Raw genomic sequence first — 26,674 nt, forward strand, 5'->3', positions numbered from 1 at the left:
TGTCTCAGCGCTTCTTCGGCGCCGCGGCTCCGCCCGTGGTCAGGCGGTAGGTCATCACGTTGCGATAGGTCTGGCCGGGATCGAGCCGGGCGTTCGGAAAGCCCTTCTGGTTCGGCGAATCCGGGAAGATCTGCGGCTCCATCACGATCGCGTCGCCTTCGCGGTAGATGCGCTTCGCCTTGCCGTGGGTGGTCCCGTCCAGGAAGTTGCCCGAGTAGAACTGGAGGCCCGGCTGGTTGGACCAAAGCTCGAAGCCGCGGCCGGAGGCGGGGTCGTAGACCCTCGCCATCAGGTGCTGGTCGCGGGTCACCTCGCGGCCGATCACCCAATTATGGTCATAGCCGCGGCCGAACACGATCTGCTGGTCGCGCGCATCGCGGACGCGATCGCCCACGGTTTGCGGCGTGCGGAAGTCGAACACGGTGCCGGCGACGCTCTTGAAGTCGCCCGTGGGAATCGCCCCGGCATCGGTGGGCAGATAGGCCTGCGCCGGGATGGTGACGCGGTGCCCCATCGCGCCGTTGGGGGCACCCTCGCCAGACAGGTTCCAATAGCTGTGATTGGTGATGTTGGCGATCGTCGGCGCGTCGCTGGTCGCGACATATTCGATCGTCAGGTTGTTGCGCTCGTCCAGGGCGTAGGTCGCGTCGACCGTCATCTTGCCGGGATAGCCCTGGTCGCCGTCGCGGCTGACATAGCGCAGCGTGACCGAGGCCGTGGGGCCGTCCTTCACCGAAACCACGTCCCAAAGCACCTTGTCGAAGCCGACGGTGCCGCCATGCAGCGCGTTCTTGCCGTCATTGACCGGCGTCTGGAAGCTGCGGCCGTCGAGCCGGAAGCGGCCTTCGGCAAGGCGGTTGGCGAAGCGGCCGACGGTTGCGCCGAAAAACTGCCCCTTGGCGATATAGTCGCCCATATTGTCATAGCCGAGGATCACGTCCGCCTTGCGGCCGTTGCGATCGGGCATGACGAGTGCCTGGAGCATCGCGCCATAGGCGACCACCGTCGCGGACACGCCCTTCGCATTGGTGAGCGTGACCGACGCGACCGTGCGCCCGTCCGTCATCTTGCCGAAGATGCCGCGCCTTGCGGTGGCCGCTTCGGCGGGGTTGGCCAGTGCGACCAGGGCGGCCATGCCGCCGATCGCTGTCAGAACCTTCATTGTCCTTCTCCTCCCGATTGCCGTTTTCTTGGATGCGGGCGTCGTCGATGCGAAACGAAGGGGAGGGGGCGAGCGCCGCATGGCAGCCGATCGCCATCCCCGCGCGAGGGACCGGCGCGCAGGATCTGCCGTTCCGGCATGGCATCCCATCTGGTTTCCACTGCATTCCTCCCCTGCCGGCCAGGTCGATTTTCCCCTGTGCCGATCGCCAGCAAATATATGATAAATATGTTGCTTGCGATGTCAGGCCTATCTAAACTCGCCGCAATCAACAAGCCCGACAACGCAGCGGGCCCAAAAAAAGGGGAGGTTTCGCATGAAGATGAAGGCATTGCTGTGCGCGTCGGTTTCGGCAGTGATCGGATGCGCAGCTGCACCGGCTGCGGTTGCGCAGGAAGCGCCCCAGCCGCAGACGTCCAGCGCCGACGCCATCAACCCCGCCGCGCCGCCGCCTGCCGTGCAGGAAAATGGGGGCGAAGAGGCGATCGTCGTTACCGGCCTGCGCCGCAGTCTCGCGTCCGCCCAGGCGATCAAGCGCAATTCGGACGGTATCGTCGATGCCATCGTCGCGGAAGACATCGGCAAGCTGCCGGATACCTTCGCCTCCTCGGCACTGCAGCGGGTCGCGGGCGTCAACGTCACGCGCGGCGGCGGGGAATCGGCAGGCGTCACGGTGCGCGGCCTGCCCGACCTGACCACCACCTACAATGGCCGCCAGATCTTCACGGCGGAGGGCCGCTACGTCGCCATCCAGGATTTTCCCGCCGGCACGGTCGCCGCGCTGGAAGTGTTCAAGTCCGGCCTCGCCAACCAGATCGAGGGCGGGATCGCCGGCGCGATCAACGTCCGCGGACGCCGGCCCTTCGACTTCAACGGCTTCGAGCTTTCCGGCTCGCTCAACGGCGTGCTGTCGCAACAGTCCAAGGGCACGACCTGGAACGGCAACCTGCTGATCAGCGATCGCTGGAACACCGGCATCGGCGAGATGGGGCTGCTGGTCAACGCCTCCTATGTCGGCATCAACTTCCTCGATTCCACGCGCGAACAGTCGCTGGTGATCGCGACCACCAATGCCAGCAATGCGCCCGCCGGGCAGACCGGGCTGCGCTATCCGGACGCGCAGGGTAACTTCCTCGGCTATGGCGATCGCTGGCGCCCTTCGGCCAACGCTGCCTTCCAGTGGAAGCCGACACCCGAGCTGGAAATCTATGCCGACGGCCTGTTTCAGGGCTTCCGCTCGCGCGACTATAATCGCTGGATGTTCATCCCGATCTTCGGCGACGGGATGCAGCTTTCCAACATCACCACCCGACCCGGCAGCAACCAGATCGCGAGCATGACCGTGACGGGCGCGGCACGGCCGGATGGGTACACCGGCTCGTTCAACGGGCATACCGACACCTATCAGGCCGGCGGCGGCGCGATCTGGACCAGGGATCGCCTGCGGGTTTCGGCAGACCTTGCCTATACGGACAGCCAGTACACCGCGAACAACGTCAATATCGACTATGCGGCAGCCAGCTCGCCGGTGCGCAACGTGCAGTTCGAGGCCCCGATCGATGGCGGCCCGACGCAGCGCTTCGTCAATTTCGACCTGACCAACCCCGCCAACTTCATCAGCCGCGGGCTGTGGCAGGAACTGCTGGTGGTGAACGGCAAGGATTGGCAGGGGCGGGCGGACATCTCCTACGACTTTGACGGCGGCTTGCTGAAGCGCGTCGACGTCGGCATCCGCTATTCGGATCGCAAGGCGGGCCGCGACCTCGGCAACCTCTACATCAACAACGAAGGCGCGCGCGTGCCGCTCACCGCGCTGCCGGGCGCCGTGGTGCAGGCGACGCGGCCGGGCTTCGTCTACAACGACGTGCAGCCCAACGTCTTCTACGCCGCCACCACGCGGGACAGCATCCGCGACAATCTGCCCGCGCTCCGCAGCTTCTTCGGCGTACCCGCCGGCATCCCGCCGTTCAACCCCGCCGAGAACTTCCGCGCGAACGAGAAGTCCTACGCCGCCTATGCGCAGATGAAGTACGGCTTCAACCTGGGGCAGACGGTCGTCGACGGGGTGGTCGGCCTGCGCGCGGTGAAGACCAAGACGCAGATCGACGGCTTTTCCCGAATCGAGGCGACCGGCGGTGCGGTCACCTATCCGGCGGTGAGCGCCGAGAACGAATATACCGACTATCTGCCGAACGTCAGCGCGCGGATCGGCTTCACCAACCAACTGCAGCTGCGCCTCGCCTTCACCCAGACGCGCACCCGGCCGAACTTCTTCGACCTGCGGCCGAACACGTCGCTGGGCCAGCCGGTGATCCTCGCGCCGGGCGATCCGTGCCTCGTCGATGCCACCACGCCGGAATGCGTGGAGCGCCTGCGCCGCGGCGGCTCTGCGGGCAATCCGAACCTCAAGCCGCTGACCTCCAACAACTACGACGCCAGCCTCGAATGGTATTTCTCCCGGGCGGGTTCGTTTACGGCCGCGCTGTTCCGCCACGATGCCGAAGGCTTCCTCGCCACCGTGGACGACCGTTCGCAGCCGGGCCTGCGGATCGCCTCGCCGATCAACCTCGGCAAGACACGCCTGCAGGGCGCGGAGGTGACCTTCACCAGCTTCCTCGACATCGACGGATTGCCGGAATGGGCGAAGGGCTTCGGCATCCAGGCGAACGGCACCTTCATCGACGCCAAGGGGGACCTTATCCCCAGCTTCGCCGGGACATATGGCAACCGGCAGCAGGACTTCCCGGGTGTGTCGAAATGGTCGGGCAACCTCGTCGCCTTGTACGAGAAGCCGCAATTCTCGGCGCGTGTCGCGTATAACTATCGCTCGAAGTTCGTCTCCTTCTACAGCCTCGAGGCGCTCGATCCCATCGCGCACCCGGTGATCGAGAAGAGCCGCGGCCAGCTCGATCTCTCGGCAACGATGACGCCGGTGCAGAACATCACCATCGCCTTCGACGTGGTGAACGTGCTGGGCAATCCGCTGCAGCGCTACCGTCAGTACGACACTGGCGACAGCTACACCCGGCAGGTGCTGTACCTGGAGCGTGCCTATTCGCTTGGCGTGCGCTTCCGCTTCTGACCCGCGAAGCGGGGTGCGGCCGAAGGGTCGCGCCCCGCATCGGCTGAATCAACGAGGATCGGAGATGTACCGGTGCGCATTGCGATGATGCAACGCAGCGGCATGAGGACGCCGCGCTGGCTGGTCGCGGCCTTCGCCCTTGCCCTTGCGGGCGCGGCGCAGGCGGACAACCCGCAGTTCAGCGGGGCGGACCCGCACGCGCTCTTCATCGGGGATTCGCTGTGGGTGTTTCCCACCGGTGGCCCGGGCGGCAGCTGGGCGGCGGACCGCTTCGGCGCCTTCTCGTCGCGGGACCTGCGGCATTGGCAGCCGCGGGGCGAATTGATCCGGCGCGACCAGATCGGCTGGATCCAGAACGATGGCGCGCCGGTCCATTTCCTCTGGGCGCCGGCCATCGCGGTGCGCCGGGGCCGCTATTATCTCTATTACTCGGTCGGACCCCAGAACCCGACGCCGAGCCGCATCGGCGTTGCCGTCGCCGACCGACCGGAAGGTCCCTATCGGGACGCCGGGCGGCCGCTCGTCGCCGATGGCGGCCACGGCTTCGAAGCGATCGATCCGATGGTGTTCGTCGATCGGCGATCCGGCAAGGCGTATCTCTATGCCGGTGGCAGCGCCGGCGCCAAGCTGCGGGTCTGGGAACTCGGCGCGGACATGACCAGCATCGCCCGCGAGATCCCCGTCGCCACGCCGCCGAACTTCACCGAAGGCGCGTTCCTGCACGCGCAGGGCGGCACCTATTATCTGTCTTACAGCCATGGACGGTGGAACGGGCCCGATTATTCGGTGCACTACGCGACCGCCCGGTCGCCGACCGGCCCGTGGACGTATCGCGGCGCGATCCTGACGGGCGATGCGCGGCACCAGGGGCCCGGGCACCACAGTTTCGTGCGGACGCCCTCGGGCCGATGGCTGATCGTCTATCATCGCTGGGAACGGCCGCCGGGGCCGGCGCCCTATGCCGGCGAGCGGCAGGTCGCGATCGACCGCGTGCGGTACGCCGCCGACGGCCGCATTCTGCCGATCCGCATGACCGATGGCGCGGCCGCACCGAGGCTGCCGCTGCATTGAGGAATGCGCCGCGATCGCTCAGGGGTTGAGCAGGAACACGACATACCCCTCGAAATGCGGGTTCGTCGCAAGGCCCGGCGGCGGCGTCCATTCGCCGCCTTGCAACAGGCCGATGCGAAAGGGGACGCGCAATCGGTCCAGCTTCGCCAGATAGGCGCCGTAGCCGGGAATGACGTGCCGGCCCTGGTAGATCTGCAGCACCACCTCGTCGACGACGCCGGCAAGCTGCTGCAGCCCCTCCGGATCGCCGTTGGCGCTCCAGTCCAGCAGGCCGGTGATCCCCAGCCTGTAGCGCGCAGGAATATGGCCGCGCAGCGTCCGGAGGAACGCGGCGTAGCGCGCAAGGTGGCGCGTTCGCGCGTCGAAATCGATTTGGACGCCGGCGACCCGGTTTCCCGCGCGCCGCCAGCGCTCGAGCGCGGCGAGCAGCTGGGCATGGATCTGGGGGTTCCAGGCGAGCGTCTCGACGCGCAGCACCATCCAGACATCGGCATGGCCGATCCGGGGGACGGCGGGGCGCTGCGCGATCAGTCGCGGCACGTCCCCGTCGACCACGGCACCGTGGAGCAGGTAGATGCGCCGCGCCCCGGCAAGCACGGGCTGCGGCCGCACACCGGCCCAGAGCCAGAAGGCGTCGTATCGCCGTGCGTCCACCCGGGCCTCGGGCGCGATCCGCGGCCGGGGCGGGGTGGCCGAGAGCAGCAGCGGCAGCAGCAGCGCAAGGCATGCCACCGCACGCCGCCGCACGTTCCTACCAGAAATAGCGCAGCTCCTGCGCCCAGCGCGATGTGGGATAGTCGCGCTTCAGGCGCTGGAACCAGCCTTTCCGCACCGCCGGCTCCACGCCCTTGCCGCCGCATTCGTTGCTGCCGCCGGGCGCATAGCAGTTCACCGCGCGGAACAGGGCATAGGCCTTGTCGTCCGGCGTCGCCTTGGGCGAGGCCATCACCGCCTGGTAGGCGTCCAGCCGCGAATAGGGCGGAAAGGCGAAGCGCGAGGGCGTGCCGCCGAGATGGTCGGCAGGGGGGCTGCCGTCGAGGTAGAATTCGTCGAAGCCGTTCACGCGCGTGAACTCGCCCAGGCAGAGCATCGCCTTGGCGTCACCCGGGTTCGCCGCCAGGCGGCTCTGCGTTTCCGGAAGCGGCGGGCAGCCATAGTCGCCCAGCTTGCGGCCCCTGGTGAAGATCGCCAGCGGAAGCTGATCGGGCGCGCCGAAATCATAATAGCCCCCCTCGGCCGGAGCGTTCGCCGGCACGAGGCGCGCGTCGGCGGCGAAGTCGCGGTGCGACCCGCGCGTCGCTTCCTTGTACAGCAGGGTGAACAGCGCGATCCGGCGCTCATGCGGCGAGGCGCCGGCCGCCTGCGCCTGCTGCCGCAACAGCTTTGCGTCGGCCAGGTTCATCAGCAGGGTGTCGCGAATTTCCTGCGTGCGGATCGGCGAGTCGGGCGCGAAGATCCGCGCAAGCCCGTCATGGCGCTCCTCGTGCATGGCCAAGGCGAGCTCGACCACCGGGCGCTGCCCGGTGCGCCTGGCGCCGGCGAGGAGATCGATCCAGAAGCCGCGGACATTGCGATCGGCCTTGCCTTCCAGCACGATCCCGCGAAGCATTTGCCGGCTGAACGCCACATAGCCGAAATCCGTCTGGTGCGACGCATCGGGGAGCAGGCGCAGGGCTTCGTCGGGCTGCGATGCGACGAAATAGGCATGGACCGCCAGCAGATAGCTGAACAGCGCGGGCTTGCCGGCGAACCTGGCGCGCTGTGCCTCGAGCGCGCCGCGGGAAATCGGCGTGCAGCACGGCGCACCGTCATAGTTCTTGCCGCGCATGTGCATCAGGTCGAACGCCGCGAGGAGCATGGGGTCGCGCAGCCTGTCGGCAGCGGCGGTGGCGAAGAGCTTGGCGTCGATCTCCTGCGCCAGCGACGCGGCGTCGATGCCGCGCTCGGCATCGGGAAGCGCGATCAGCGCGGCATATTCCGCTTCGAGCCGGCTCCAGTCCTGCGCCAGCCAGTAGACGCGGCGCAACAGGCCTCGGGCGGAGAAGAAATACGCCCCCTTGGGATAGGCCTTCATATAGGCGCGCAGGCCGTTCTCCGCGTCCGCCAGCAGCTTGGGCGCGATCTGCTTGCCCTCCCTGGGTGCGCCATATTCGTCGTAATAGTCCACCTGCGCGCGGTTCACGGCGACGCGGCCGAGCATGTAGCGCGCCGTCTCGCGAAGCCAGGGATCGCGGGCAGAGACAAGCGCGGCGAACCGCGCCGCGGCACCGTCGAAATCGGCATCGTAGAAGGCTGCGGCGCCTTCGAGATAGGCAGCGAAGACCTTGCCGGCATCCGATTTTACCCCGCGGGCGGCACTGGCGATCGCGGCCCCGGCGGCCGTTCCCAACGCGCAGTCGGGCTGGAGTGCGCGCCGCGCCGCGATCAGGGCCGTACGTTCCTGCTCCGGCACCTTGCCATTTGCGCGCACCGCGGCTTCGAAGCTTGCCGTCCCGCCCGGGTTGCTGCGACAGCGCGAGCCTTCGCCGTCGGAGAAGAACGGGCTCTCCTCACCTTCCGAAGCCTGCCTGAGCGTGGCGAGATCGAGGAAGATCGAGGTCTGGGCCGGACCCGTCAGCGGCCCCGCACCCGGCACGTCCGCCATCAGCAGCAGCAGGTTGATCCGGCTGTCGTTGCGCGGGCCGATCATCGCGGTGTCGTCGCAGCCGGTATAGCTTGCGTAGACGAGCTTGGTGACCGGGCCGCAGCTGGCGTCCCCGCTGGCGCGGGCGGGCATGGACCAGAGCATGCCGGCGCCCAGCAGGAGGCAGAGGATCACTCGAAGCATGCAGCAAATCTCGCAAATCTTGGGGCTGCGCGCGTAGCCGAGGCAGGGGCGTCGCGCCAGAGGCAGGGGAGGGGCGCATAAGGCGGCGCGCGCGGCGCCGGCCGGCAGTGTCGCCCGGGAAGAGGCAGTGGTCAGCGGCGGTCGTCCGATCCGCCGAGGGGCACGAATCCTTCGGACGTCAGGTCGATCGCGGCAAGGTCCAGGCCCATGGCCTGCGCGCCCCGGCCCACCGCCCCGCCGATCTGGCGCAGGCGGGCGCGATCCCCCTTGGCCTGTTCCACGGCACCGTCGATCAGCGCGGTCTGCACCCACAGGGCTTCGGCAAGTTCCTGCTTCTGCGCGTCGGTCGCCCGCGCCAGCTCGCCGGTCGCGCCGACCGCCCGCACTGCCTGCGCGCGCACGGCGGCAAGGGTATCGGCATCGGGCGTGTCGTTGTTGCCGCGATAGGCTTGCCAGGCGGTGATCCACCACAGGGCATAGGCATCCGCGACATTGTCGATGTGCAGGCCAGGCGGGGCCACGGCCGCGCGGATCTTCTCGATGAAGTCGCCCTCGGCGAACAGCTTTTGCAGATCGGCTGCGCCCTGCGGATCGGCCGCGCGCGTCTTCTGGACGAAAGCGGCGAGGTTGGCCGCGCGTCGCGCCTTGGAGGGCGTGTACTGCAACGCTGCCGGATCGGCCGTGGTCCGCGGCGTCGCCCCCGGTTCGTCTGCGTCGGCCGAGAAGCGGTCGGCATGGCCCTGAAGCGCGATCCGCGGCCCTTCGTAGAGCATCGGGCTGACCATCTGGGCCCTTGCGATGCCGGGCGCCACGAGGAGTGCGAGGCCCGGAAGAATCGCTGCGTGGCGCCGCTTCATGCGAGGATCCTCAGCGATTCAGCCGCGGCGCTGGCGCAGCATCAGGAACCCGCCGACGCCCATGCCGCCGGCGGCCAGCGCCAGGGCACCATAGGGGGCGGCGCTTGCTGGCTTGGGCGTTGTAGAGGGTGCGTCATTCTGGCCGACGCCAACGGGCACGAAGCCCTGCGAGGTCAGATCGATGGCATCGAGATTCAGGCCCATGCCCTTGGCGCCCTTGCGCACCGCATCGCCGACCGCGCGCAGGCGGGACGGATCACGCTTGGCCTGTTCGACCGCACCATCGATCAGCGCGCTCTGGACCCACAGCGCTTCGGCCAGTTCCTGCTTTTGGGCATCCGAGGCGCGCGCGATCTCGCCGGTGGCGACAACGGCGTTCGCCGCCTGCTGGCGGACGGCGCCGAGGACGGCGCGGCTGGGCGTCTCGTTGGTGCCGTGCGCGGCCTGCCACGCGGTGATCCACCATAGCGCGTAGGCATCGGCAACATTGTCGATGTGCAACCCTTGCGGCTGCACCAGCGCTGCGATCTTTTCAATAAAGTCGCCTTGCGCAAACAGCTTCTGCAGATCGGCTGCACCACCCGGGTCGCCCGCGCGCGTCTTCTGAACAAATGTGGCGAGGTTGGCGCTCCGTCGGGCCTTGGACGGCGTGTAGCGCAACGTCGCGATATCGGCCGGCTGCAGGTTGCGTGCCGCGCGCAAATCTGGCGTGCGCGGCGCGGTGCGGCGCGCACGCGTTTCCCCGCGCCGCTCCCGATCCTCCAGCGTCACGCTCAGCGGATCCGTGTGATACATGGAGGGCAGCATGAGCGACAATTGGGTGCTGTCCCACATCTGGGCCGTGGCAGTGCTGCTCCAGCCGGTGGCGACCACCAGTGCGAGAGCTCCCAAGATCTTTTTCATACTGCGCTCCTTTCCAAAAACGCGAAAAGGGGGGAGCGGCGCGCCGCTCCCCCGCGAAACTCGCAGAACCGTGTTACTGCTTGCGGGCCATCGAGCTGAGGCCTTCGCCGATCGTCTTGATGACAGTGCTGGTCGTGCTCATCAGATACCCGAACTCCTGGCCTGCGACGGTAAGGTCGGTGCTGGTCTTCGTCGAACGGTTCTTGCCCTGCTTGTCCAGCGACTGCGACAGGCTGTCCATGTCGGAGATCTTCTGGTCCATCGTGGCTGCCAGTGAATCGGCGATCGCCTGAAGCCAGCTGCGGCCCTTGCCGCTGCGCGAGGAGTGCGCCTTGGCCTGCGTTTCGCCGTCCTTCACCGCTTCGCTCAGCTGGGTGTAAAGGTCGCGCGAGTCCGACTCTGCGGCGCGCTGCAGTTCGCCCTGCTGCGACGGCGACAGGTCGAAATTCTGGGCGAGGCTGGCCACCGCTTCGGCGATCGTGGCCGGGCCGCCCGCCGAGCCGGTCGCCATCGAGAAGCCGTCCTGCACCAGGTTGATCGCGCTCTGCGGCAGGCCGAGCTGCTGGCCGAGCTGCTGCAGCACTTCCTTGGCGATGGCGGTGCCCAGTGTGCGCACCGCGAGCGATGCCCAGCCCGCCGGGCCCATCGCGAGGGAAGCCAGGCTGATCGGATTGACCAGAGACCGCGTAAGACCGCTCAGGAGACCCATGGATCGTTCCTTTCCATCCAGATATCGCGCTCCCCTCGGGAGCAAGCCGCCGACACCGCGTCGCCGGTACGAGAGCAGATTGCCCCGGATCGGACCCCTGCGCGCTCCACGATTCGTTTAGTGGCGCTCAACGAATCGTGGAGGCGCGCGTTCATTCGAGCGGCAGGAAGAGCAGTCCCGCCAGGCTGTTGAGCTCGCGAACGCCGTCGAGATCGAGCTTGCGGATCGCGTTGTTCATATGGGTGCGCACGGTGTTCTCGGTCATGTTGAGCAGCGTGCCGATATCGCCGTTCGCGCGGCCCCAGCCGAGGAAGCGGAGCACGGCGGCTTCGTTGCGGGTCAGCGTCTGCAGGCCGGCGAGGTGGAGCAGCGGCACGCGCCAGCCGGGGACGGTGAACTCGCCGATGCGGATCTCTCGAGTGGCGGCGCCGCGACGTTGCTCGGCGGCGCGCAGCTCGGCGATCAGCTGGGCGAGCTGCTCGGCATCGCTTGCGGGCGGCGGGCTGCGGAGGGCGGAGGCGCTGGTCATCGGGGCTTGGCCGTTCGCTGGAGGACGCCGCCCGCGATTTCCTCGCGCGTGCCGAGATCGGCGAGGATCGCCTGGGCGAGTAGCGGGAGCGTGAGGATGACGACGAAGGTGGCCGCGGCGGCCTTGATCGGCATCGCCATCGAAAAGACGTTGAACGACTGGGCGAAGCGGTTGAGGAACCCCATCGCCAGGTCGATCACGTAGAGCACGGTCAGCACGGGTGCGGCGAACAGGAAGGCGAGCGCGAATAATCGACCGAACTCGCCTTCGAAGAACATCAGCGCGCGGGCATCGAGCATCAGGCCGCCCGGGCCGAGCGGCCAGATCAGATAGCTGCCCATCACCGTGCCGACGAGCAGCGTCAGCCCGCCCGCGGTGACGAATACCACTTCGGCGAAGCGGCTGAGCAGGATGCCGGTGAGCGAGCTGGTGTTGCCGCTCAACGGATCGACCAGCTGGCCGATCGTCGCGCCCACCTTGGTGTCGATGATCTCGCCCGCCGCGCCCATCGCCCAGAGCACGGTACCGAAGAAGAAGCCGATCGCGCCACCGGCGGCGGCTTCCTTGAGCAGCATCTTCAGCCAGCCCATCGCCGACAGGGCGTTCGGGTGAAAATCCGGCTGCATCTGCAGCGCGACCAGCCCGAAGGTGACGATGATGCTGTTGCGCACCGTCCCCGGCATCACCTCGCGTGAGAACACGGGCACGAACACGAAGGCGAAGGCGAACCGCGCCGAGGCGACCGCGACCACCAGCAACTGGTCGAGCCAGGGCATCGCCGCGAACAGCGGCACGCCGACGCCGGGGGGCACCGCCTCGATCATCGCCCCACCGCCGCGATGCCGGAGAAGATCGAATCGGCATAGCTGTACAGCGTGCCCGCCATCAGGCTGGCGGTGACGAAGATGCTGATCACGATCGCGAAGAACTTCAGCGTATATTGCAGCGTCTGTTCCTGCAGCTGGGTCGCGGCCTGGACGATCGCGACGAGCAGGCCCACCACCGACGCCGCGATGATCGGCGGCGCCGAAAGGAGCAGCACCAGCCACAGCCCTTGCGTGGTGACGGCGACGAGGTCGTCGCTCATGACGTTTTCTCCGCGCGGTGCCGGCCCGCTCCCCCACCCGGCCACCCATAGGATACTGGCGTTGGGTGGCCGGGTGGGGGAGCGGGCCGGCACCGGACCTGCGCCCGTGGCGCAGCAAGAAGCGCCTCCTCAGGCATAGGAGAGCACCAGGCCGTGGCTCAGCTTCACCCAGCCATCGACCAGCACGAACAGCAGGATCTTGAACGGCAGCGAGATGGTGACGGGCGACAGCATCATCATGCCCATCGCCAGCAGGATGTTGGCGATCACCATGTCGATGACGAGGAAGGGCAGGAAGATCAGGAAGCCGATCTGGAAGGCGAGCTTGAGCTCCTTCACCACGAACGCCGGGATGACGATCACGAAATCGGTGTCGCGCAGGGTGCTGACCTTGGCGGGATCGCCGATGCGCTGCTGGGTGCGCAGGAAGAAGGCGCGCTCGCGCGGGTCGCTGTGCTTGACGAGGAATTCGCGCAGGGGCTCCTTGGCGCGATCGGCGGTGGCGAAGATGTCGCCGGTGCTCTCGATCGGGTTCTCGGCCTGCGCGGGCGGATCGCCGGGCATGGTGGGCGTGGCCGGCCCCTGCACCGCGGCGGCGGCCTGCATCTTTTCCAGCGTCGGGTACATCACGAAGACGGTGAGGATCAGCGCCAGGCCGTTCAGCACGAGGTTGGGCGGCACCTGCTGCAGCCCCAGCGCATTGCGCACCAGGCTGAGCACCACGGCGATCTTGGTGAAGCTGGTCACCATCACCGCGAAGAAGGGCGCTAGCGCAATCAGGACGACCGTGATCAGCGCCGAGCCGGGGGTGAACTGGGCGAGGTTCACGCGTCCACCTCCGCCGGCTGCTGCACCGTGGCTTCGACGAGGTCGACGCGGGATTCGATCAGCACCGCGAAACGGTCGCCGAGCTGGACGAGCTCGCCGCGCGCGAGCGGGCTGCCGGCGACGAGCAGTTCCACCGGCATGCCTTCGGCAATCGGGCCCAGCGGCAGCGCAACGCCGGGGCGCAGATCGGCCAGCGCGGCGGCACTCGTCAGCCGCTCGGGCAGGCGGAGGGTAAGGGGAACGGCGAAATCGCGGGGGGAGGGGGCGGCGTCGCTGGATTCCATGGGCGCTCCATCGGGATGCGAGGTGAAGATGCCGGCAGGCAGATCGACCTGTCCGGATTGCCGGAAGTGCGGGGCTTCGAGCGTGGCGATCGGGCGCGCGCCCATCAGCACCAGGTCACCGGGGGCGAGGTCGCTCGCTTCGGCGATGCCGAGCCGCGGCCCCTGCAAGAGCAGTCGGACCACCACGGGCAGGCGCGCGGCGGGCGGGGTGAGGCCCTCCGCCTCGGCGATCCAGTTGCCAGCATGCGGGTGCGCGCAGGGCAGCAGCAGCGCGGCGGTACGATCGTCGCGCGACAGCGCCAGGTGCAGTACCGGCGCTTCCGAAGCACCGTCGATCGCGTCCGGTTCGAGGTGCAGGCCCAGTGCCTGCTCCAGCGCCAGCAGGAGGGGCTCGGCCGCGTCCAGCACGGCCGCTGCCTCGGCGACGCGCTCGGGGTGGAGCGCCGCATCGCCGGGGCGGAACTGCACGCCATCGGCGCAGGCAAACCAGCTGCCGCGGGGCGGTGCGGCGAGAATGTCGACCGCAAATCCGGCATGTTCCAGCAGCCGCGCGACCGCGCCGGCGAGCGCGTCCTGCGCGGGATCGATCCGGGGCAGGTCGAGGGCATCGAGGCGGAAGGCGGTGGCCATCAGAAGCGCACCGGCACGGGCATCGGCTTGGCCGGTGCCTGCCCCTCGGGCCAGCGTGCGAGCAGCGTCACCGATCCGGCGGTGACGCCGACCAGCATCGTCTCGCCGCGCGCTTCGAGCAGCACCACGCGCTCGCGCTGGCCGAGCGGCATCGAGCGGAGGAAGCGGATCGGTGCTTCGCCCTCGCCATTGGCGGCGACGCCCAGTTGGCGATCCTGCAGCTTCTTCAGCAGCCAGATCACCCCCCAGGCCATGCCCAGGACCAGGGCAAGCGCCACGACGATGGCGAGGATCGAGGATAGGACGGCTCCGATTCCCATGATGCGGTTCGTTCTCCAGTCGGTTCAGCGAGGGGGCGCGGCGAGGCGCGGGGCGGCGGTGTCCATGTCGTGCTGCATCGGGCCCTCGCCGCTGCGGGCCTTGGCGGCCCAGAGGATCACGGCGGCGATCGCGTCGAACATGTCTTCCGGCACGATCTCGCCGATTTCGCCGCGCGCCCAAAGCGTGCGGGCGGCCGCCACGTTGCGCACGATCGGCACGCGCGCTTCCTCGGCTTCGGCGCGCATCGCGGCGGCGAGCTCGCCCATGCCCTTGGCGGCGATCACCGGCACCGGGCAGGTCGTCTCGTCATAGTTGAGCGCGATGGCGATGTGCGTGGGGTTCACCAGCAGCGCGGCGGCGCCCCGGGTGGCGCCGATATTGTTCTGATTGGCCCATTCCTGATGCATGTCGCGGCGGAGCGCACGGACCTGCGGATCGCCCTCGCTCTCCTTGTGCTCCTGCTTGATGTCCCGGCGGCTCATCTTCATCTTCTTGATGAAGCTGTGCTTGGAATAGATCCGGTCGGCGATCGCGACGAACAGGAATACCGCGACCACCATCGCCAGCATCTGCAGCGTCAGCGAATAGGTGAGGCCGATCGTGCTCAGCGCGGCGCCTTCGCGCGACTCGTCGATCGGCGAGGTGGCGGCGAGGCGAATCAACTGGCCGGAACTGGCGAGCGCGCTCCGGTAGACGAGGTAGCCGATCGCGCAGATCAGCCCGGCCTTCACCAGCGTCTTGGCGAGTTCGAACAGGCCGTCCTTGCCGAACATCCGCTTCAGCCCTTCGACGGGGTTGAGCTTCTCCAGCCCGAACTTCATCTTCTCGGTCGTCATCATCGGGCCGACCTGGAGGAATTCGGCGAAGGTGCCGATCAGCGCGGCCGGCACCAGCGTGACGAAGGTAAGGCGCAGCAGCGTCCACGCCGCATCCCAGCCGATCGCCGGCGCGGTCTGGTCGAACGAACCCGTCGCCGCCTGCGCCACCACATCGGTGGCGAGACGGGCGAGTTCGTTCGCGGCATAGCCCGAGACCCCGACGAACAGCAGCAGCCAGGCGAGCGTGAGAAGGCCGGTGGCCAGGTCCTTGGACTTGGCGACGTCACCCTTCTTGCGCGCGTCTTGCAGCCGCTTCGGCGTCGGGAGCTCGCTCTTGTCGGCGCTGTCCTTGCCTTGGCCCATGAAGTTGAACTCTTGCCGCCGAACCTCCCAGCGAAGTTGCTGGCGGTCCGGGCAGGTCAAGCAGGTCGACACATTGTCTGCCCGTGGGGCGGGGCAGCAACATGCTTAAAATCCTGTAACCGGTTCCTAGACGCAACAGGCAAATGTCGTGCCGGACGGCAAATGAATTGCTCGAACCCTAGGGAATCCGTGCTTTCTGCTGATTCGTCGCGCGACGGACCGTTGCGATGAATCGTTCAATGGTGCTGACAATCATGTCAGCAAAACCTATCCGGCAAAAGGTTCCGCGTCTCGTCTTTCAAACATGTCGTTTCGTCGTGCCGCAACGTCCTGAAATATTTCTGAATATCGACTTGAAATTGTAAGAAAATCGCGACAGCCTATAGGTGTTCCTGGACGAGCAGGCCGGGAATTGTGGGGCATCGTGCTGAGACAACTGTTGGCCAGGAGCGCCATCGGCTGGGGAGCGATGCAATGAGTAGAGTAGTTCTTGGCGTAACATCGCTGTCCCTGTGCGGGGCGGCACTGATTATTCCGCAAGCGGCATGGTCGCGGGACCGCACCCCGCCGCCGCCGCCTTGCCCGCTCACCGCAACGCTGCGGGTGGCGGATGCGGCGTCGCTGGCGGGCATCCAGTCCCTCCAGGGGTGCGGCACCAACATCGTCGTCGCTCCCGGCACGCCGGGGGAGATGCCGAAGGATGTCCGCATCGCGCCCGAAGCCGAAGAGGGTTCCTCGGGCGATCGCGCGGCCTCGTTCCAGCTGGTGTCCGGCAACAAGCGGCACGAAACGGAGCCTGCGTCTGCGGCCACGCTGCGCGTGGCGGCAATCGCGCCGCGGCGCCAGGAGCCCGCGCCGCTGGTTGCCGCTGCCTCGGATACCGCAATCCTGTCGATGCGGCCGCTCTCCTATACCACCCGCTACGACGCGATGATCCAGCGGGTGGCAGCGCGGCGCCGGGTCGATCCGCTGCTGCTCCACGCCGTCATCGATCAGGAATCGCGCTACCGTGCCGATGCGCGCAGTCCGGTCGGCGCGCATGGCCTGATGCAGCTGATGCCGGGCACGGCGCGGATGCTCAACGTCTCGGCATCCAATGCCGAGGCCAATGTCGACGGCGGCGCGCGGCTGCTCCGCCAGCTCCATGGCCGGTTCAACGATTTCAACCTGACGCTCGCGGCATACAATGCCGGGGAGGGCGCGGTGCGGCGCTACGGCAACCGCATCCCGCCCTATCGCGAGACCCAGGCCTATGTGGCCGGCGTGCTCGGCCGGTACAGCCGGCTGGTTGCCGAACAGGCCGTTCGGAGCCGCTGAGCATGGCCCCAGCCCTGATCCTGCGCGGCCTGCGCCGCATGCCCGTGCGCGTGGCCGACATGCTGCTGGTCGGCAGCGTCGTCACCGTCGTGCTGCTGATGATCGTGCCGATGCCGCCGCTGGCGCTCGACGCGTTCATCGCCACCAACATGACCGTGGGCATCCTGCTGCTGCTCAGCTGCATGTATGTTTCCAAGCCGTTGGATTTCTCGACCTTCCCGACGGTGCTGCTGCTCTCCACGCTGTTCCGGCTGGCGATCAGCATCTCGACGACGCGGATGATCCTGACCCATGTCGATGGCGGCGAGATCATCCAGCAGTTCGGCGAGATGGTGGCGGGCGGCAACCTGGTGGTCGGGCTGGTGGTGTTCCTGATCATCACCATCGTCCAGTTCATCGTCATCTCGAAAGGCGCCGAGCGCGTCGCCGAAGTCGCGGCGCGGTTCAGCCTCGATGCGATGCCGGGCAAGCAGCTGTCGATCGACAGCGACCTGCGCTCGGGCATCCTCTCCAAGGACGAGGCGCGCGAGAAGCGGCGCACGCTGGAGATGGAGAGCAAGCTCCACGGCAGCCTAGACGGCGCGATGAAGTTCGTGAAGGGCGATGCCATCGCCTCGGTGATCATCGTGCTGGTCAACCTGCTCGGCGGGCTGGCGGTGGGGATGCTCTACCACGGCATGTCCGCGGGTGAGGCGGCGACGACCTTCTCGATCCTGACGATCGGCGACGGGCTGGTCGCGCAGGTGCCGGCGCTGTTTTCGGCGATGGCGGCGGGCCTGCTGGTCACGCGCACCACCGACGAGGAAAGCGACGCCGATCTCGGCCCCGCCATCGCGCGGCAGATCACCGGCAAGCCGCATGTGCTGATGATCGCCGGCGGCCTGGCGATGCTGCTCGGGCTGGTGCCGGGCTTCCCGACGCTGATCTTCTTCGCCCTGGCAAGCGCGCTGCTGCTGGGCGGGGCGTTCCTCCACCCGACCTCGGGTGCCTGGCTGCGAGCGCGGCTGGGGCTTGGCTCGGGCGAGGCCGCGGTTGCGACGGGCGAGACGCTGATCGCCGCGCAGGCGCTGCCGGTGGTCGATCCACTCCGGCTCGCGGTGGGCCTGCCGCCGCAGCATCCCGCCTTTGCGGCGCTGGCCGAGCGGCTGCGCGAGGGCGCCGCGGCGCTGCAGACCCGGACCGGCATCGCCATTCCCGATCTGCGAATCGTGCCCGACGCGCGGCTGGGCGAGGGCGAGTGGCTGCTCAGTGCGCACGACGCCCCGCTCGGCGGCGGCGCAACCGACGCCGGCGCGCTGCCGGAGGTGGCAGCGGAGCGCGTCGCGCAGCTGCTCGAACGCAATCTCGGCCTGTTCCTCGGGCTGCAGGAGGTGACCGATCAGCTCAACCGGCTCGGCGAGACGCATCCCGAAGTCGTCAAGGAAGCGGTGCGCGCGGTGCCCACCGGCCGGATCGGCGAAGTGCTGCGCCTGCTCGCCGAGGAAAGCGTGCCGCTGCGCAACTTCCGCGACGCGGTCGAGGCGATCGGCGAGGTCGGTCAATATGAGCGCGAGGCGGTGCCGATGGCCGAGCGGGTGCGCGTGGCGATGCGCCGCCACCTGATCGCGCCGCTGTGCGAAGCGGGCCGACTGCGGGTGCTGATCGTCGGCGCCGATCTGGAGGAGACGATCCGCCAGACGGTCACGCCGGTCGACGGCCAGATGCGCCTTGCGATCAACCCGCACCAGATGCGCGCGCTGATCGCGCTGCTTTCCACCCAGGTCGCCAGCAGCGGCGCCCGGGCGATCCTCACCGCACAGGATCTCCGGCGGCCGCTTCGCCTGCTGATCGCAGGCGATTTGTTCGCGGTGCCGGTGATCAGCTTCAACGAGCTCAACCCGGCCGTGCCGCTCGACATCGTCGGCGAAATCAACGCCGCCCCGGAGAGCCTGACCAACCAGATGTCGGACGAGGTTTCCCTATGATCCGCGCTTCGCGCTTCCTAGCCCTGCTTGCCTGTACGGCGTTGCTGCCCATGGCCGCGCCCGCCGAGACGCCGCCGATGGGCCAGAAGAAGATCACGCTCACCGCGCGCGACCAGCGGGTGGATGTCGCGGTGATCGATCTGTTCGGCCAGGCCGGCATCAAGGCCAAGGTGAGTTCGGCGGTTACCGGCAAGGTCAACGGCGTGTTCGTCGGTACCCCCCGCCAGGTGTGGACGCAGCTCGCCAAGGCGTTCAACCTCGTCGCTTATTATGACGGCGCGGTGGTGCGCGTCTATTCGGCGGCCGAGGTGACCTCGCGCAGCTTCACCGCCGCCGATCCGGAAGCGGTGGTACGCGACGCGCAGAAGCTGCGGATCCTCGACGATGCCAATCGCGTCGCCGCGGCGAGCAATTCGGTGAGCGCCACCGGCGTGCCGGCGTTTCTCGATCGCGTGGCGCAGCTGGCGGGCACGGCGGGCAACCCGGCGGTGACGCAGGTCTCCGCCACTGCGTCGAATGCACCGGTGGTGTCGCCGCTGCTCGGGCCGGCGGCGCTGGAGACGGTGACGAGTTCACCGCTGCGCTCGAAGGTGCTGAGCGGGGCGACCACCCGTTCGCCCTATGAGGTGCGGATCTTCTACCTCCGCTATGCGCGCGCCGACGACACGATCCAGAAGAGCTTCGATCGCACCATCACCATTCCCGGCGTTGGATCGATCCTGCGCGGGATGATGGGCGACGGGCGGCCGAGTTCGACCGTCTCCACCGCGGGCAATTTCGACATCCAGCGCCAGTCGCTGCCCCGGCTCGGCGGGCGCGGGCTCAACGCGGTGCCGCCCGACGAGGCGCAGCGCAGCTTCGACCAGCAAGGCACGCCCGGGCTCGACACCGTCGTCGTCCGCGAGGCGGCGGTGCGCGACGTCAACGGGCCTCGCGTGGAGGTCGACCCCAGCAACAACGCCGTGCTGATCCGCGATCGCCCGGAGTCGATGACGGTCTATGAGGATATCGTCCGGGCGCTCGACGTCGAGCCGCGCGGCGTGGAGATCGAGGCGACCATCCTCGAGCTCGACACCAGCAAGCTCAAGGAATTGGGGCTCGATTTCGGCTTCCGGACCGGGGGGCTGGGCGCGCTGTTCGGCGGCAACGCGACCAACCCGGCGAACAACTTCTCCGGCGGCAATATCGGCGCGGCGTATCTGACCGGCGGGCTAGATCTGTTCGCCGCACGCATCACCGCGCTGGAGAAGACCGGCGCGCTGCGCGTGATCTCGCGGCCGCGCCTCAGCACGCTCAACAACATCCCGGCCGTGTTCAACAACCAGGTGCAATATTATGTCCGCGTCGCCGGCGACCGGCAGGTGGACCTGTTCCCGGTGACCGCCGGCATGGTGATGCGGGTCAACCCGTCGATCCTGTATGACGGCGGCGAGCTGCGCACCCGCATGTCGATCGAGATCCTCGACGGTTCGCCGACCGGCCTTGTCGTCGACGGTATCCCGGCGGTGAAGCAGAGCAGCATCAACACCAGCGCGGTGGTGAAGCAGGGCGAGAGCCTGCTGATCGGCGGCATGACGGTCGAGACGTCGTACGACTACAAGTCGAAGGTGCCGGTGGCCGGCGACATCCCGATCCTCGGCCAGGCCTTCCGCAAGAGCAAGAAGGGCGACCAGCATTTCGAGCGCATCTTCCTGATCACGCCGCGTGTCGTCTCCCGCCGCGAGCAACAGGCGGCGGCGGTGCAGCCGACCACGGCGACCAACCCGATCCCGCTCCAGCAGATCGAGGCGGCGGCCGACCACCACCAGAAACGCCGCCGGAGGAGCCGCCGGTGAACGCACCCTTCGCCCCCGTAAAGCCGGGCACCATGGTGCTGCGGGTGCTCAACGGCCGCCTGTCGGGTGCCGAGCACCGGCTGCACCGGGGCAAGTTCGTGCGCGTCGGGCACGGGTTCGAGCACGACATCGTGCTGCGCGATCCTTCGGCGCGCGGCGTCTCGCTCGAGCTCGACCTGGGCGAGGGCATGGCGTGCGTGCGGGTGGCGGCGGGGCAGGTCACCCTGCTCGGGCGCCCGGTCGCGGCGGGGGAGCAGGCGTCGCTGCCGCCCTTCGTGCCGATGCTGGTCGGATCGGTCGCGGTCGCGATCGGCGAGCCTGAGGACCCGCGCTGGGACGAGGCGATCCGCCTCGCGCCGATGGTTGCGCCCGCGGCTGCCGATGCAGCCGTGCCGGCGCCGCAGCGCGCTGCCATTCCCGAACGCGTCGCCACCCGGCTCTATCCGATGCGCGGCGCGCTGGCGCTCGATCGCACCTGGCCCGCTTATGCGGCGGCCGTGGCGGCGCTGCTGCTGCTCCTGCTGTTCGCGCCGCCGGCAATGCGCTGGGCGACGCGCCAGCTGCACGATACCGCCGGGGAACAGGCGATGCTCGCCGCCGCCGGCTTCCGCGACCTGAAGATCGAGGAAACGCGCAACGGCACGATCGTGCGCGGGATCGTGAAGGATGACACCGCGCTCGCCCGGCTGCGGCAGGTGGTCGCCGAGCAGATCGGCCCCGCCACGCTCGACGTCGAGACGATGGACGGCCTCGCTGCCGCCGCCACCGACCTGCTGCGCGCGCAGGGCGTGGATGCCGAGGCCATTCCCCGTCGCGGCAACGCGCTGATGGTGAAGGCCGAATTCCTCCCCGCCGATCGCCAGGCCGAACTGGCGCGGCTGATCAAGGAGGATGTGCCGGGGATCACCCGCGTCGTCTTCGCCGCCGATGCCGCGCGCGGCGACCGCGACCTGCAATATTTCTTCTCGGGCTCGCAATATGGGCTCGCAACCTTCGTCGACGGTGACCCGGGCTACCTCACCACCGCCGACGGTACCCGCTGGTTCGCCGGTGCCACGGTGCCCACCGGCCACCGCATCGTCGCCATCGGCAACGGCCGCGCCAGCTTCGAGCGCGACGGCCGGATCGAAGAACTCGTCCTGGGACCCAGCACGCCGCCGTCCCCGGCACCTTCCACCCCCACCCCTGGCGGCGAGACCAACGGAGTGACCACCCAATGACCAACCCGATCAACAGCGCCGTCCTCGGCACGATCGCCTCGCTCGGCAACATGGGCACCACCGAAAGCCGCACCGGCAAGGGCAATTGGTTCGAGGCGTTCGGCGAAGCCTGGGGCAAGGCGCTCGACACCCAGGCCGATGCGATCACCGCCCAGTCCGACGTGGTGAGCCAGGGCGGCGACAAGCCTTCCGACATCACCCAGCTGACCACCGAATCGATGCGGATGAGCTTTATGGCGAACAGCTCGCACAGCTCGATCGACAGCGTCTCCAAGGCGCTGGAAACCATGGCGCGGAAGAACTGACGATGAGCATCGATGCGATCGGCGCGCTGGTCGCGCCGGCCGGGGGGCAGGGCACGAACGGCGTGTCCCGCGCCTTCGAGCTGCTCGCCCCCGGCGGCCATGGCAGTGGCGGCACCACGCCGCAGTTCGACGCCCGCTTCCAGGCGGCGCTGGAGAAGATGGGCGGGGTGCAGGGCACCGTCGCCGCGGGTCCCATCCCGCCGGCGATGAAGGGCATGTTCAACGCGCTGGACCAGGTCAATGTCCAGGCCCGCGCCGTCTCACGCTATGCCGAGACGGCCGAGGCCAGCGGCGGGCAGCTCACGCCGGGCGAAATGGTGCAGCTCAACATGAAATGCTCCGAATTCATGTTCCAGGCGCAGCTTACCTCCAACATCGCCAACCGGAGTTCGGACGGCGTGCAGCAGCTGTTCAAGCAGCAATGAGCGGCCGCACCCCCGTTCGCCGCTGGCAGGCGCGCATCGCCGCGCCGTTGCTGGTGATCGCCGCCTTCGGGCTTGCCGGCTGCAGCCGGCAGGAAGTCTATGGCAAGCTCACCGAACCGGCCGCCAACGAGATGATCGCCGTGCTCAACCAGGCCGGCATCACCGCGAGCAAGGTAGCGGGGGAGAAGGGCGCGTGGAGCATCGCCGTCGACCAGGCGGACTTCGCGCGCGCGGTGGAGACGCTGCGCGCCCACGGCCTGCCGCACGAGGAGTATGACTCGCTCGGTTCGGTGTTCAAGAAGGAGGGCTTCACCTCCACGCCGCTCGAGGAGCGGGCGCGGCTGATCTACGGCCTGTCGCAGGAGCTGAGCCGGACGATCAGCGGCATCGACGGGGTGGTGCAGGCGCGCGTGCACCTGACCATGCCCGAGGCCGACCCGCTCTCGCGCGAGGCCAAGCCGTCGGCGGCATCGGTGTTCGTGAAGTATCGCACGGGGTTCGACCTGCGCAGCCAGACCGGGGCGATCAAGTCGCTGGTCACCAACTCGATCGATGGCCTTACCTATGACCGCGTCTCGGTGGTGATGGTGCCCGCCCAGGCCGCGCCGGTGCTGCCGGAGAGCGAGGGCATGGTGTCGATCGCCACGCTGATGCGCGGGGCGATCGGCATCGTCGCGCTGATCGTGCTGGCGATTGCGGCACGCGGCTTGTGGCGGATGCGCAAGCCGCGAACCAGCCTGCCGGATACGGTGCAGCGGTGAACCGGGAGGACCGTTCCGCCAAGCTGGCGCTGCTCGCCCGGCATTGCGGGCAGGGGCGCGGCGCGCGCTTTGCCCGGCGGGCGAGCGGCCAGCCGGGGGTGCGGTTCGGCGATCTCGCCAAGCTGCCCGACTGGCTGGACGCAACCGACGAGCAGCGCGCGCGGATCGCGGCGGCGGCCGGGTTGCTGCGGCACCGCCGGGCGATCGATGCCGAGCTTTCCGGGCTGCGTCTGGCCGCGCTCGCCGGTGCGGTGGGTGAGCCGTTGTTCGACGCGGTGTGCGAGGCCGAGGCGCCCGAGGGGATCGGTCCGGAGAAGCTGCCGCCGCCGCAGCGGGTGCTCGCCGCCGGCACGCAGCTGCTGGAAGCCGCATTGCCGCTCGCCTTGCAGGATCGGTTTCCCGGCGCGCGGGACGATGCCGTCGCGCGCGACCTGCTGGCGCGGGCGCAACGAATCGTGGAGACGCTGGAATGACCTATCATCTGGTCCATGCGGACGATGCCGCGCTGCTGTTCAGCGAGCGCGCCGTGATCAAGCGCGACGAGCGCCAGTCCTTCAGCGATGCGGTCGCGCTCCTCGGCGCCGTGCGCGCGGCGCAGGCGCAGGCAGCGCGGGCGGCCGAGGCTGCGCGCGAAGCTGCCTATGGCACCGCGCTCGCCACCGCGCGTGCCGAGATCGACGACCTTCTCGCCGGCGAGATCGCGCGCTTCGCCGCGGCGATCGATGCGCAGGAACAGGCGCGCCGCGCCGAGATTGCGGAGGCGGCGCTCGCAGCGGTGCGCGCCGTGCTGGGGGACCTGGACGATGCGGCGCTGGTGCCTGCGCTGGTCGCGCGGGCGCTCGATCGCCTGCAGCCGCAGGGCGCGGTGAACGTCGCCGTCGCGCCGGACCTGGCCGAGAAGGTGGCGGCACGGCTGGAATCGCCTGCTGAGGTCGGCATCCTCCCCGATCCGGCGCTGGGCACCCGCGACTGCGTGATCCGCACCGAACAGGGACAGGTGATCGCCAGCCTGTCCGTGCAGCTCGAAACGCTCGCCAAGCGCTGGGGGGTGGCATGAGCGATCCGCTGGCATTGCTCCGCGCGCTCGATGCCGCGCCGATGTTCGAGCAGCATGGCCGCATCGTCGGCGCGCTCGGCACCACGCTGCGTGTCACCGGCGTGCGCGCGCGGATCGGCGAGAATTGCGAGATCGTCGATGCCGAGACGGGCTTTTCGCTCTGGGCCGAGGTGATCGGCCTTGCCGATGGCGGCGCGATCCTGACCCCGCTCGGCGATCTTCGCGGCCTGTCGATGAACAGCGACGTCATCCTGCGCAGCGGCGAGGACCGGGTGCCGTACGGCGCCGACATGCTCGGCCGCGTGCTCGATGCCCGGCTCCAGCCGCTCGACGGTCTGGGGAGTGTCCGCCGCAGCACCGATCGCCCGATTCATGGCGAGGCGCCCAACCCGATGCACCGCCGCCCGATCGACGCGGCGATGGAAACCGGCATCCGCGCGATCGACGGGCTGGTGCCGATCGGCGTCGGCCAGCGCGTCGGCATTTTCGCGAGCGCCGGCGTCGGCAAGTCGACCTTGCTCGCCAACCTCGCCCGCAACGCCCAGTGCGACGCGATCGTCATCGCGCTGATCGGCGAGCGCGGCCGCGAGGTGCGCGAGTTCATCGAGGAGACGCTGGGCGCGGAGGGCCTCGCCCGCTCGGTGGTGATCGTCGCCACCTCCGACCGTCCGGCGATGGAGCGGGTGCGCGCGGCGCATGTCGCCACTGCCATTGCCGAGGGGCTGCGCGACGAGGGCCGGCACGTGCTGCTGCTGATGGACAGCGTCACCCGCTTCGCCCGCGCGCTGCGCGAGATCGGGCTGGCGGCGGGCGAGCCGGCGGTGCGCCGGGGTTTTCCACCTTCCGTCTTCGCCGAGCTGCCGCGGCTGTTCGAGCGCAGCGGCACCGCGGCGGCGGGCGCGATCACCGCGCTCTACACCGTGCTGCTCGAGGACGAGGACGGCGATCCGATCGGCGAGGAAGTGCGCTCGCTGCTCGACGGCCATATCGTGCTGTCGCGCAAGCTGGCCTCGCGTGGGCAGTATCCGGCGATCGATGTGCTGGGCAGCCTGTCGCGCCTGTTCCCCCGCCTCGCCAGCGGGGCGCAGCAGCGCGCGGCGCACGGGCTGCGGGCGATGCTGGCCAAGCTCGACGAGATCGAGTTGCTCGTCCAGATCGGCGAATATCAGCCCGGCCGCGATGCTTTGGCCGACCGGGCGCTGGCCGAGCGCGGCGCGATCGCCGCCTATCTGCGCCAGTCCGGCACTGAACGCACGTCGCTGGGCGAGAGCATCGCCCGGCTGCGCACCTTCGAGGAGATGGACCATGCCCGCTGACACCCGCGCGCCCGTGCTGGCGCGCATCGCCGAGATGCGCGCGCAGCGCCTGACCCGGGCGCTGATCGAAGCGCGCGAGGCAGCCGATCGCGCCGCCGCCGCCGCCGCCGCCGCCGAGGCCGCACGCACGGCGGCAGCACGCGAATGCGGCGATGCCCGGCTGCTTTTCCAGAAAAGCCCGGCCTGCCCGCAGACCCGCCTGTGGCTGGAGCAGCGCGTGGCGGAAGAGATCGGTGCCGTCGCGCGGGCGAGCGACCAGCGCGCGCGGCACGAAGTCGCGGTCGATGCGCAGGGGGCTGCCGGGCGGGCGCTGGACCAGCACCGCGTGCGCAGCGAGAGCGTCGCGGCGCATCACCAGACGCAGCGCCGGGCCGAGCAGCGCCGGGCCGAGGATCGCGCGGAACCCGAGGCTTCCTCCTTCCTGCTGTCGCGGGGCTGGGCATGAACGGCGCGTCGACCAGCGGCTCGGTCGCGCCCAAGTCCGCGCCCGCGCCGCGCAATGCTCCGGGCAAGGAGCAGCCCGAGCCGGCGCCGAAGCAGCGCAAGGCATTCGCCGATGCGCTGTCCCGGCACGCGGGCAAGCGCGCCGCCAAGGATCCGGGGATGGACAAGGCCGACGGCATGGCCGCGATGACCGCCCCGCGCGACTTCGCCGCGGTGGGCGTGACGGCGCGGCCTGCCGCGGCGGGCATCGTCGATCCTGCGCAGCATGCCCAGCTCGACCGCATCGCCGCCGCCATTGCCGAGGTCAGCAAGACTGGGCAGCCCGACGTGCATCTGTCGCTGCCGCTCGGCAGCTACAAGGTGGAAGGCGCGGTGCTGGGGCATGACCTGGCCGGGCAGATCAACGTGCTGCTGATCCCCTCGGCAGCCGTGCCGCCGGCGGTGGCGGCGCAGTGGAGCGAGCAGCTGCACGAGCGGCTGCTGCGGCGCGAGGTGCGCGTGGGCAAGGTGGGGGTGCAGGGAAGTGCGATGCCGGTGGCGGCGCGGCGCTGAACCTCGC

At 69.0% G+C, this 26,674-nt stretch carries 27 protein-coding genes; 14 read left to right on the top strand and 13 right to left on the bottom strand.

Annotation, left to right across the window (positions count from 1 at the left end; all coding sequences use genetic code 11):
- Nucleotides 1-4: 4 nt before the first annotated feature.
- Nucleotides 5-1,162: an aldose epimerase family protein gene (locus SPI01S_RS11150; protein ID WP_066722140.1), complete on the bottom strand. Its 1,158-nt coding sequence runs from the start codon at nt 1,160-1,162 to the stop codon at nt 5-7.
- A gap of 316 nt (nt 1,163-1,478) precedes the next feature.
- Between SPI01S_RS11150 and SPI01S_RS11155 the strand changes: the two genes are divergently transcribed.
- Nucleotides 1,479-4,244 carry a TonB-dependent receptor gene (locus SPI01S_RS11155; protein ID WP_066722141.1) on the top strand — a complete coding sequence of 922 codons (2,766 nt, stop codon included), beginning with the start codon at nt 1,479-1,481 and terminating at the stop codon, nt 4,242-4,244.
- Between the two features lie 102 nt (nt 4,245-4,346).
- Nucleotides 4,347-5,315 carry a family 43 glycosylhydrolase gene (locus SPI01S_RS11160; protein WP_066722302.1) on the top strand — a complete coding sequence of 323 codons (969 nt, stop codon included), beginning with the start codon at nt 4,347-4,349 and terminating at the stop codon, nt 5,313-5,315.
- Between the two features lie 18 nt (nt 5,316-5,333).
- On the opposite strand, the gene SPI01S_RS11165 is transcribed toward SPI01S_RS11160, so the two are convergent.
- The 12 genes from SPI01S_RS11165 to SPI01S_RS11220 form a co-directional block, all read right to left on the bottom strand.
- Complete coding sequence (locus tag SPI01S_RS11165; protein WP_245653557.1) at nt 5,334-6,047, bottom strand: DUF3142 domain-containing protein; 714 nt, start codon at nt 6,045-6,047, stop codon at nt 5,334-5,336.
- A gap of 19 nt (nt 6,048-6,066) precedes the next feature.
- On the bottom strand, nt 6,067-8,142 hold the full coding sequence (locus SPI01S_RS11170; protein ID WP_066722143.1) for a PA5441 family protein: 2,076 nt from the start codon (nt 8,140-8,142) through the stop codon (nt 6,067-6,069).
- Nucleotides 8,143-8,273: 131 nt separating this feature from the next.
- Nucleotides 8,274-8,999 (bottom strand): DUF6683 family protein, encoded by a 726-nt coding sequence (locus tag SPI01S_RS11175; RefSeq protein ID WP_066722146.1) that lies wholly within the window; start codon nt 8,997-8,999, stop codon nt 8,274-8,276.
- An 18-nt stretch (nt 9,000-9,017) separates the two neighbouring features.
- On the bottom strand, nt 9,018-9,902 hold the full coding sequence (locus SPI01S_RS11180) for a DUF6683 family protein (RefSeq protein ID WP_066722148.1): 885 nt from the start codon (nt 9,900-9,902) through the stop codon (nt 9,018-9,020).
- A gap of 73 nt (nt 9,903-9,975) precedes the next feature.
- Nucleotides 9,976-10,611, bottom strand: a complete 636-nt coding sequence (locus SPI01S_RS11185; RefSeq protein WP_066722150.1) for a hypothetical protein — start codon at nt 10,609-10,611, stop codon at nt 9,976-9,978.
- Between the two features lie 151 nt (nt 10,612-10,762).
- Complete coding sequence (locus tag SPI01S_RS11190; RefSeq protein WP_066722152.1) at nt 10,763-11,140, bottom strand: helix-turn-helix domain-containing protein; 378 nt, start codon at nt 11,138-11,140, stop codon at nt 10,763-10,765.
- Entirely contained in the window at nt 11,137-11,964 is an 828-nt protein-coding gene (gene sctT / locus SPI01S_RS11195) for a type III secretion system export apparatus subunit SctT (protein WP_066722154.1), read from the bottom strand. Before sctT ends, SPI01S_RS11190 begins: the two co-directional genes overlap by 4 nt.
- Complete coding sequence (gene sctS / locus SPI01S_RS11200) at nt 11,961-12,227, bottom strand: type III secretion system export apparatus subunit SctS (protein ID WP_066722156.1); 267 nt, start codon at nt 12,225-12,227, stop codon at nt 11,961-11,963. The genes sctT and sctS overlap by 4 nt, the downstream gene beginning before the upstream one ends.
- A 129-nt stretch (nt 12,228-12,356) precedes the next feature.
- The gene (gene sctR, locus SPI01S_RS11205; protein ID WP_066722158.1) at nt 12,357-13,055 is read right to left on the bottom strand and encodes a type III secretion system export apparatus subunit SctR; all 699 of its coding nucleotides are present in this window, start codon (nt 13,053-13,055) and stop codon (nt 12,357-12,359) included.
- On the bottom strand, nt 13,052-13,969 hold the full coding sequence (locus SPI01S_RS11210; RefSeq protein ID WP_066722159.1) for a FliM/FliN family flagellar motor switch protein: 918 nt from the start codon (nt 13,967-13,969) through the stop codon (nt 13,052-13,054). Before SPI01S_RS11210 ends, sctR begins: the two co-directional genes overlap by 4 nt.
- The gene (fliO, locus tag SPI01S_RS11215) at nt 13,969-14,289 is read right to left on the bottom strand and encodes a flagellar biosynthetic protein FliO (RefSeq protein WP_066722160.1); all 321 of its coding nucleotides are present in this window, start codon (nt 14,287-14,289) and stop codon (nt 13,969-13,971) included. The genes SPI01S_RS11210 and fliO overlap by 1 nt, the downstream gene beginning before the upstream one ends.
- A 24-nt stretch (nt 14,290-14,313) precedes the next feature.
- Nucleotides 14,314-15,471, bottom strand: a complete 1,158-nt coding sequence (locus SPI01S_RS11220; protein WP_066722161.1) for an EscU/YscU/HrcU family type III secretion system export apparatus switch protein — start codon at nt 15,469-15,471, stop codon at nt 14,314-14,316.
- 474 nt (nt 15,472-15,945) lie between these two features.
- On the opposite strand from SPI01S_RS11220, the gene SPI01S_RS23035 reads away from it, so the two are divergent.
- The 12 genes from SPI01S_RS23035 to SPI01S_RS11280 are packed head-to-tail and all read left to right on the top strand — an operon-like array spanning nt 15,946 to nt 26,667.
- The gene (locus tag SPI01S_RS23035; protein ID WP_245653559.1) at nt 15,946-16,788 is read left to right on the top strand and encodes a lytic transglycosylase domain-containing protein; all 843 of its coding nucleotides are present in this window, start codon (nt 15,946-15,948) and stop codon (nt 16,786-16,788) included.
- Between the two features lie 2 nt (nt 16,789-16,790).
- The gene (locus SPI01S_RS11230; protein WP_066722164.1) at nt 16,791-18,752 is read left to right on the top strand and encodes a flagellar biosynthesis protein FlhA; all 1,962 of its coding nucleotides are present in this window, start codon (nt 16,791-16,793) and stop codon (nt 18,750-18,752) included.
- On the top strand, nt 18,749-20,587 hold the full coding sequence (gene sctC, locus SPI01S_RS11235) for a type III secretion system outer membrane ring subunit SctC (RefSeq protein ID WP_066722166.1): 1,839 nt from the start codon (nt 18,749-18,751) through the stop codon (nt 20,585-20,587). Before SPI01S_RS11230 ends, sctC begins: the two co-directional genes overlap by 4 nt.
- Nucleotides 20,584-21,807, top strand: coding sequence for a hypothetical protein (locus tag SPI01S_RS11240; protein WP_157084654.1), 1,224 nt, complete (start codon nt 20,584-20,586; stop codon nt 21,805-21,807). The genes sctC and SPI01S_RS11240 overlap by 4 nt, the downstream gene beginning before the upstream one ends.
- Nucleotides 21,804-22,112, top strand: coding sequence for a flagellar hook-basal body complex protein FliE (gene fliE / locus SPI01S_RS11245; RefSeq protein ID WP_066722170.1), 309 nt, complete (start codon nt 21,804-21,806; stop codon nt 22,110-22,112). The genes SPI01S_RS11240 and fliE overlap by 4 nt, the downstream gene beginning before the upstream one ends.
- A 2-nt stretch (nt 22,113-22,114) precedes the next feature.
- Nucleotides 22,115-22,537, top strand: coding sequence for an EscF/YscF/HrpA family type III secretion system needle major subunit (locus SPI01S_RS11250; RefSeq protein ID WP_066722172.1), 423 nt, complete (start codon nt 22,115-22,117; stop codon nt 22,535-22,537).
- Nucleotides 22,534-23,298, top strand: a complete 765-nt coding sequence (gene sctJ, locus SPI01S_RS11255; RefSeq protein ID WP_066722174.1) for a type III secretion system inner membrane ring lipoprotein SctJ — start codon at nt 22,534-22,536, stop codon at nt 23,296-23,298. The genes SPI01S_RS11250 and sctJ overlap by 4 nt, the downstream gene beginning before the upstream one ends.
- Nucleotides 23,295-23,771 carry a hypothetical protein gene (locus tag SPI01S_RS11260; protein WP_157084655.1) on the top strand — a complete coding sequence of 159 codons (477 nt, stop codon included), beginning with the start codon at nt 23,295-23,297 and terminating at the stop codon, nt 23,769-23,771. Before sctJ ends, SPI01S_RS11260 begins: the two co-directional genes overlap by 4 nt.
- Nucleotides 23,768-24,355, top strand: a complete 588-nt coding sequence (locus SPI01S_RS11265; RefSeq protein ID WP_066722178.1) for a FliH/SctL family protein — start codon at nt 23,768-23,770, stop codon at nt 24,353-24,355. Before SPI01S_RS11260 ends, SPI01S_RS11265 begins: the two co-directional genes overlap by 4 nt.
- Nucleotides 24,352-25,671, top strand: coding sequence for a FliI/YscN family ATPase (locus SPI01S_RS11270; protein ID WP_066722180.1), 1,320 nt, complete (start codon nt 24,352-24,354; stop codon nt 25,669-25,671). The genes SPI01S_RS11265 and SPI01S_RS11270 overlap by 4 nt, the downstream gene beginning before the upstream one ends.
- On the top strand, nt 25,661-26,116 hold the full coding sequence (locus tag SPI01S_RS11275) for a hypothetical protein (RefSeq protein ID WP_066722182.1): 456 nt from the start codon (nt 25,661-25,663) through the stop codon (nt 26,114-26,116). Before SPI01S_RS11270 ends, SPI01S_RS11275 begins: the two co-directional genes overlap by 11 nt.
- Nucleotides 26,113-26,667 (top strand): hypothetical protein, encoded by a 555-nt coding sequence (locus tag SPI01S_RS11280; protein WP_066722183.1) that lies wholly within the window; start codon nt 26,113-26,115, stop codon nt 26,665-26,667. The genes SPI01S_RS11275 and SPI01S_RS11280 overlap by 4 nt, the downstream gene beginning before the upstream one ends.
- Nucleotides 26,668-26,674: the final 7 nt, after the last annotated feature.

The organism is Sphingomonas pituitosa NBRC 102491 (genome assembly GCF_001598435.1).
Lineage (GTDB): Bacteria > Pseudomonadota > Alphaproteobacteria > Sphingomonadales > Sphingomonadaceae > Sphingomonas > Sphingomonas pituitosa.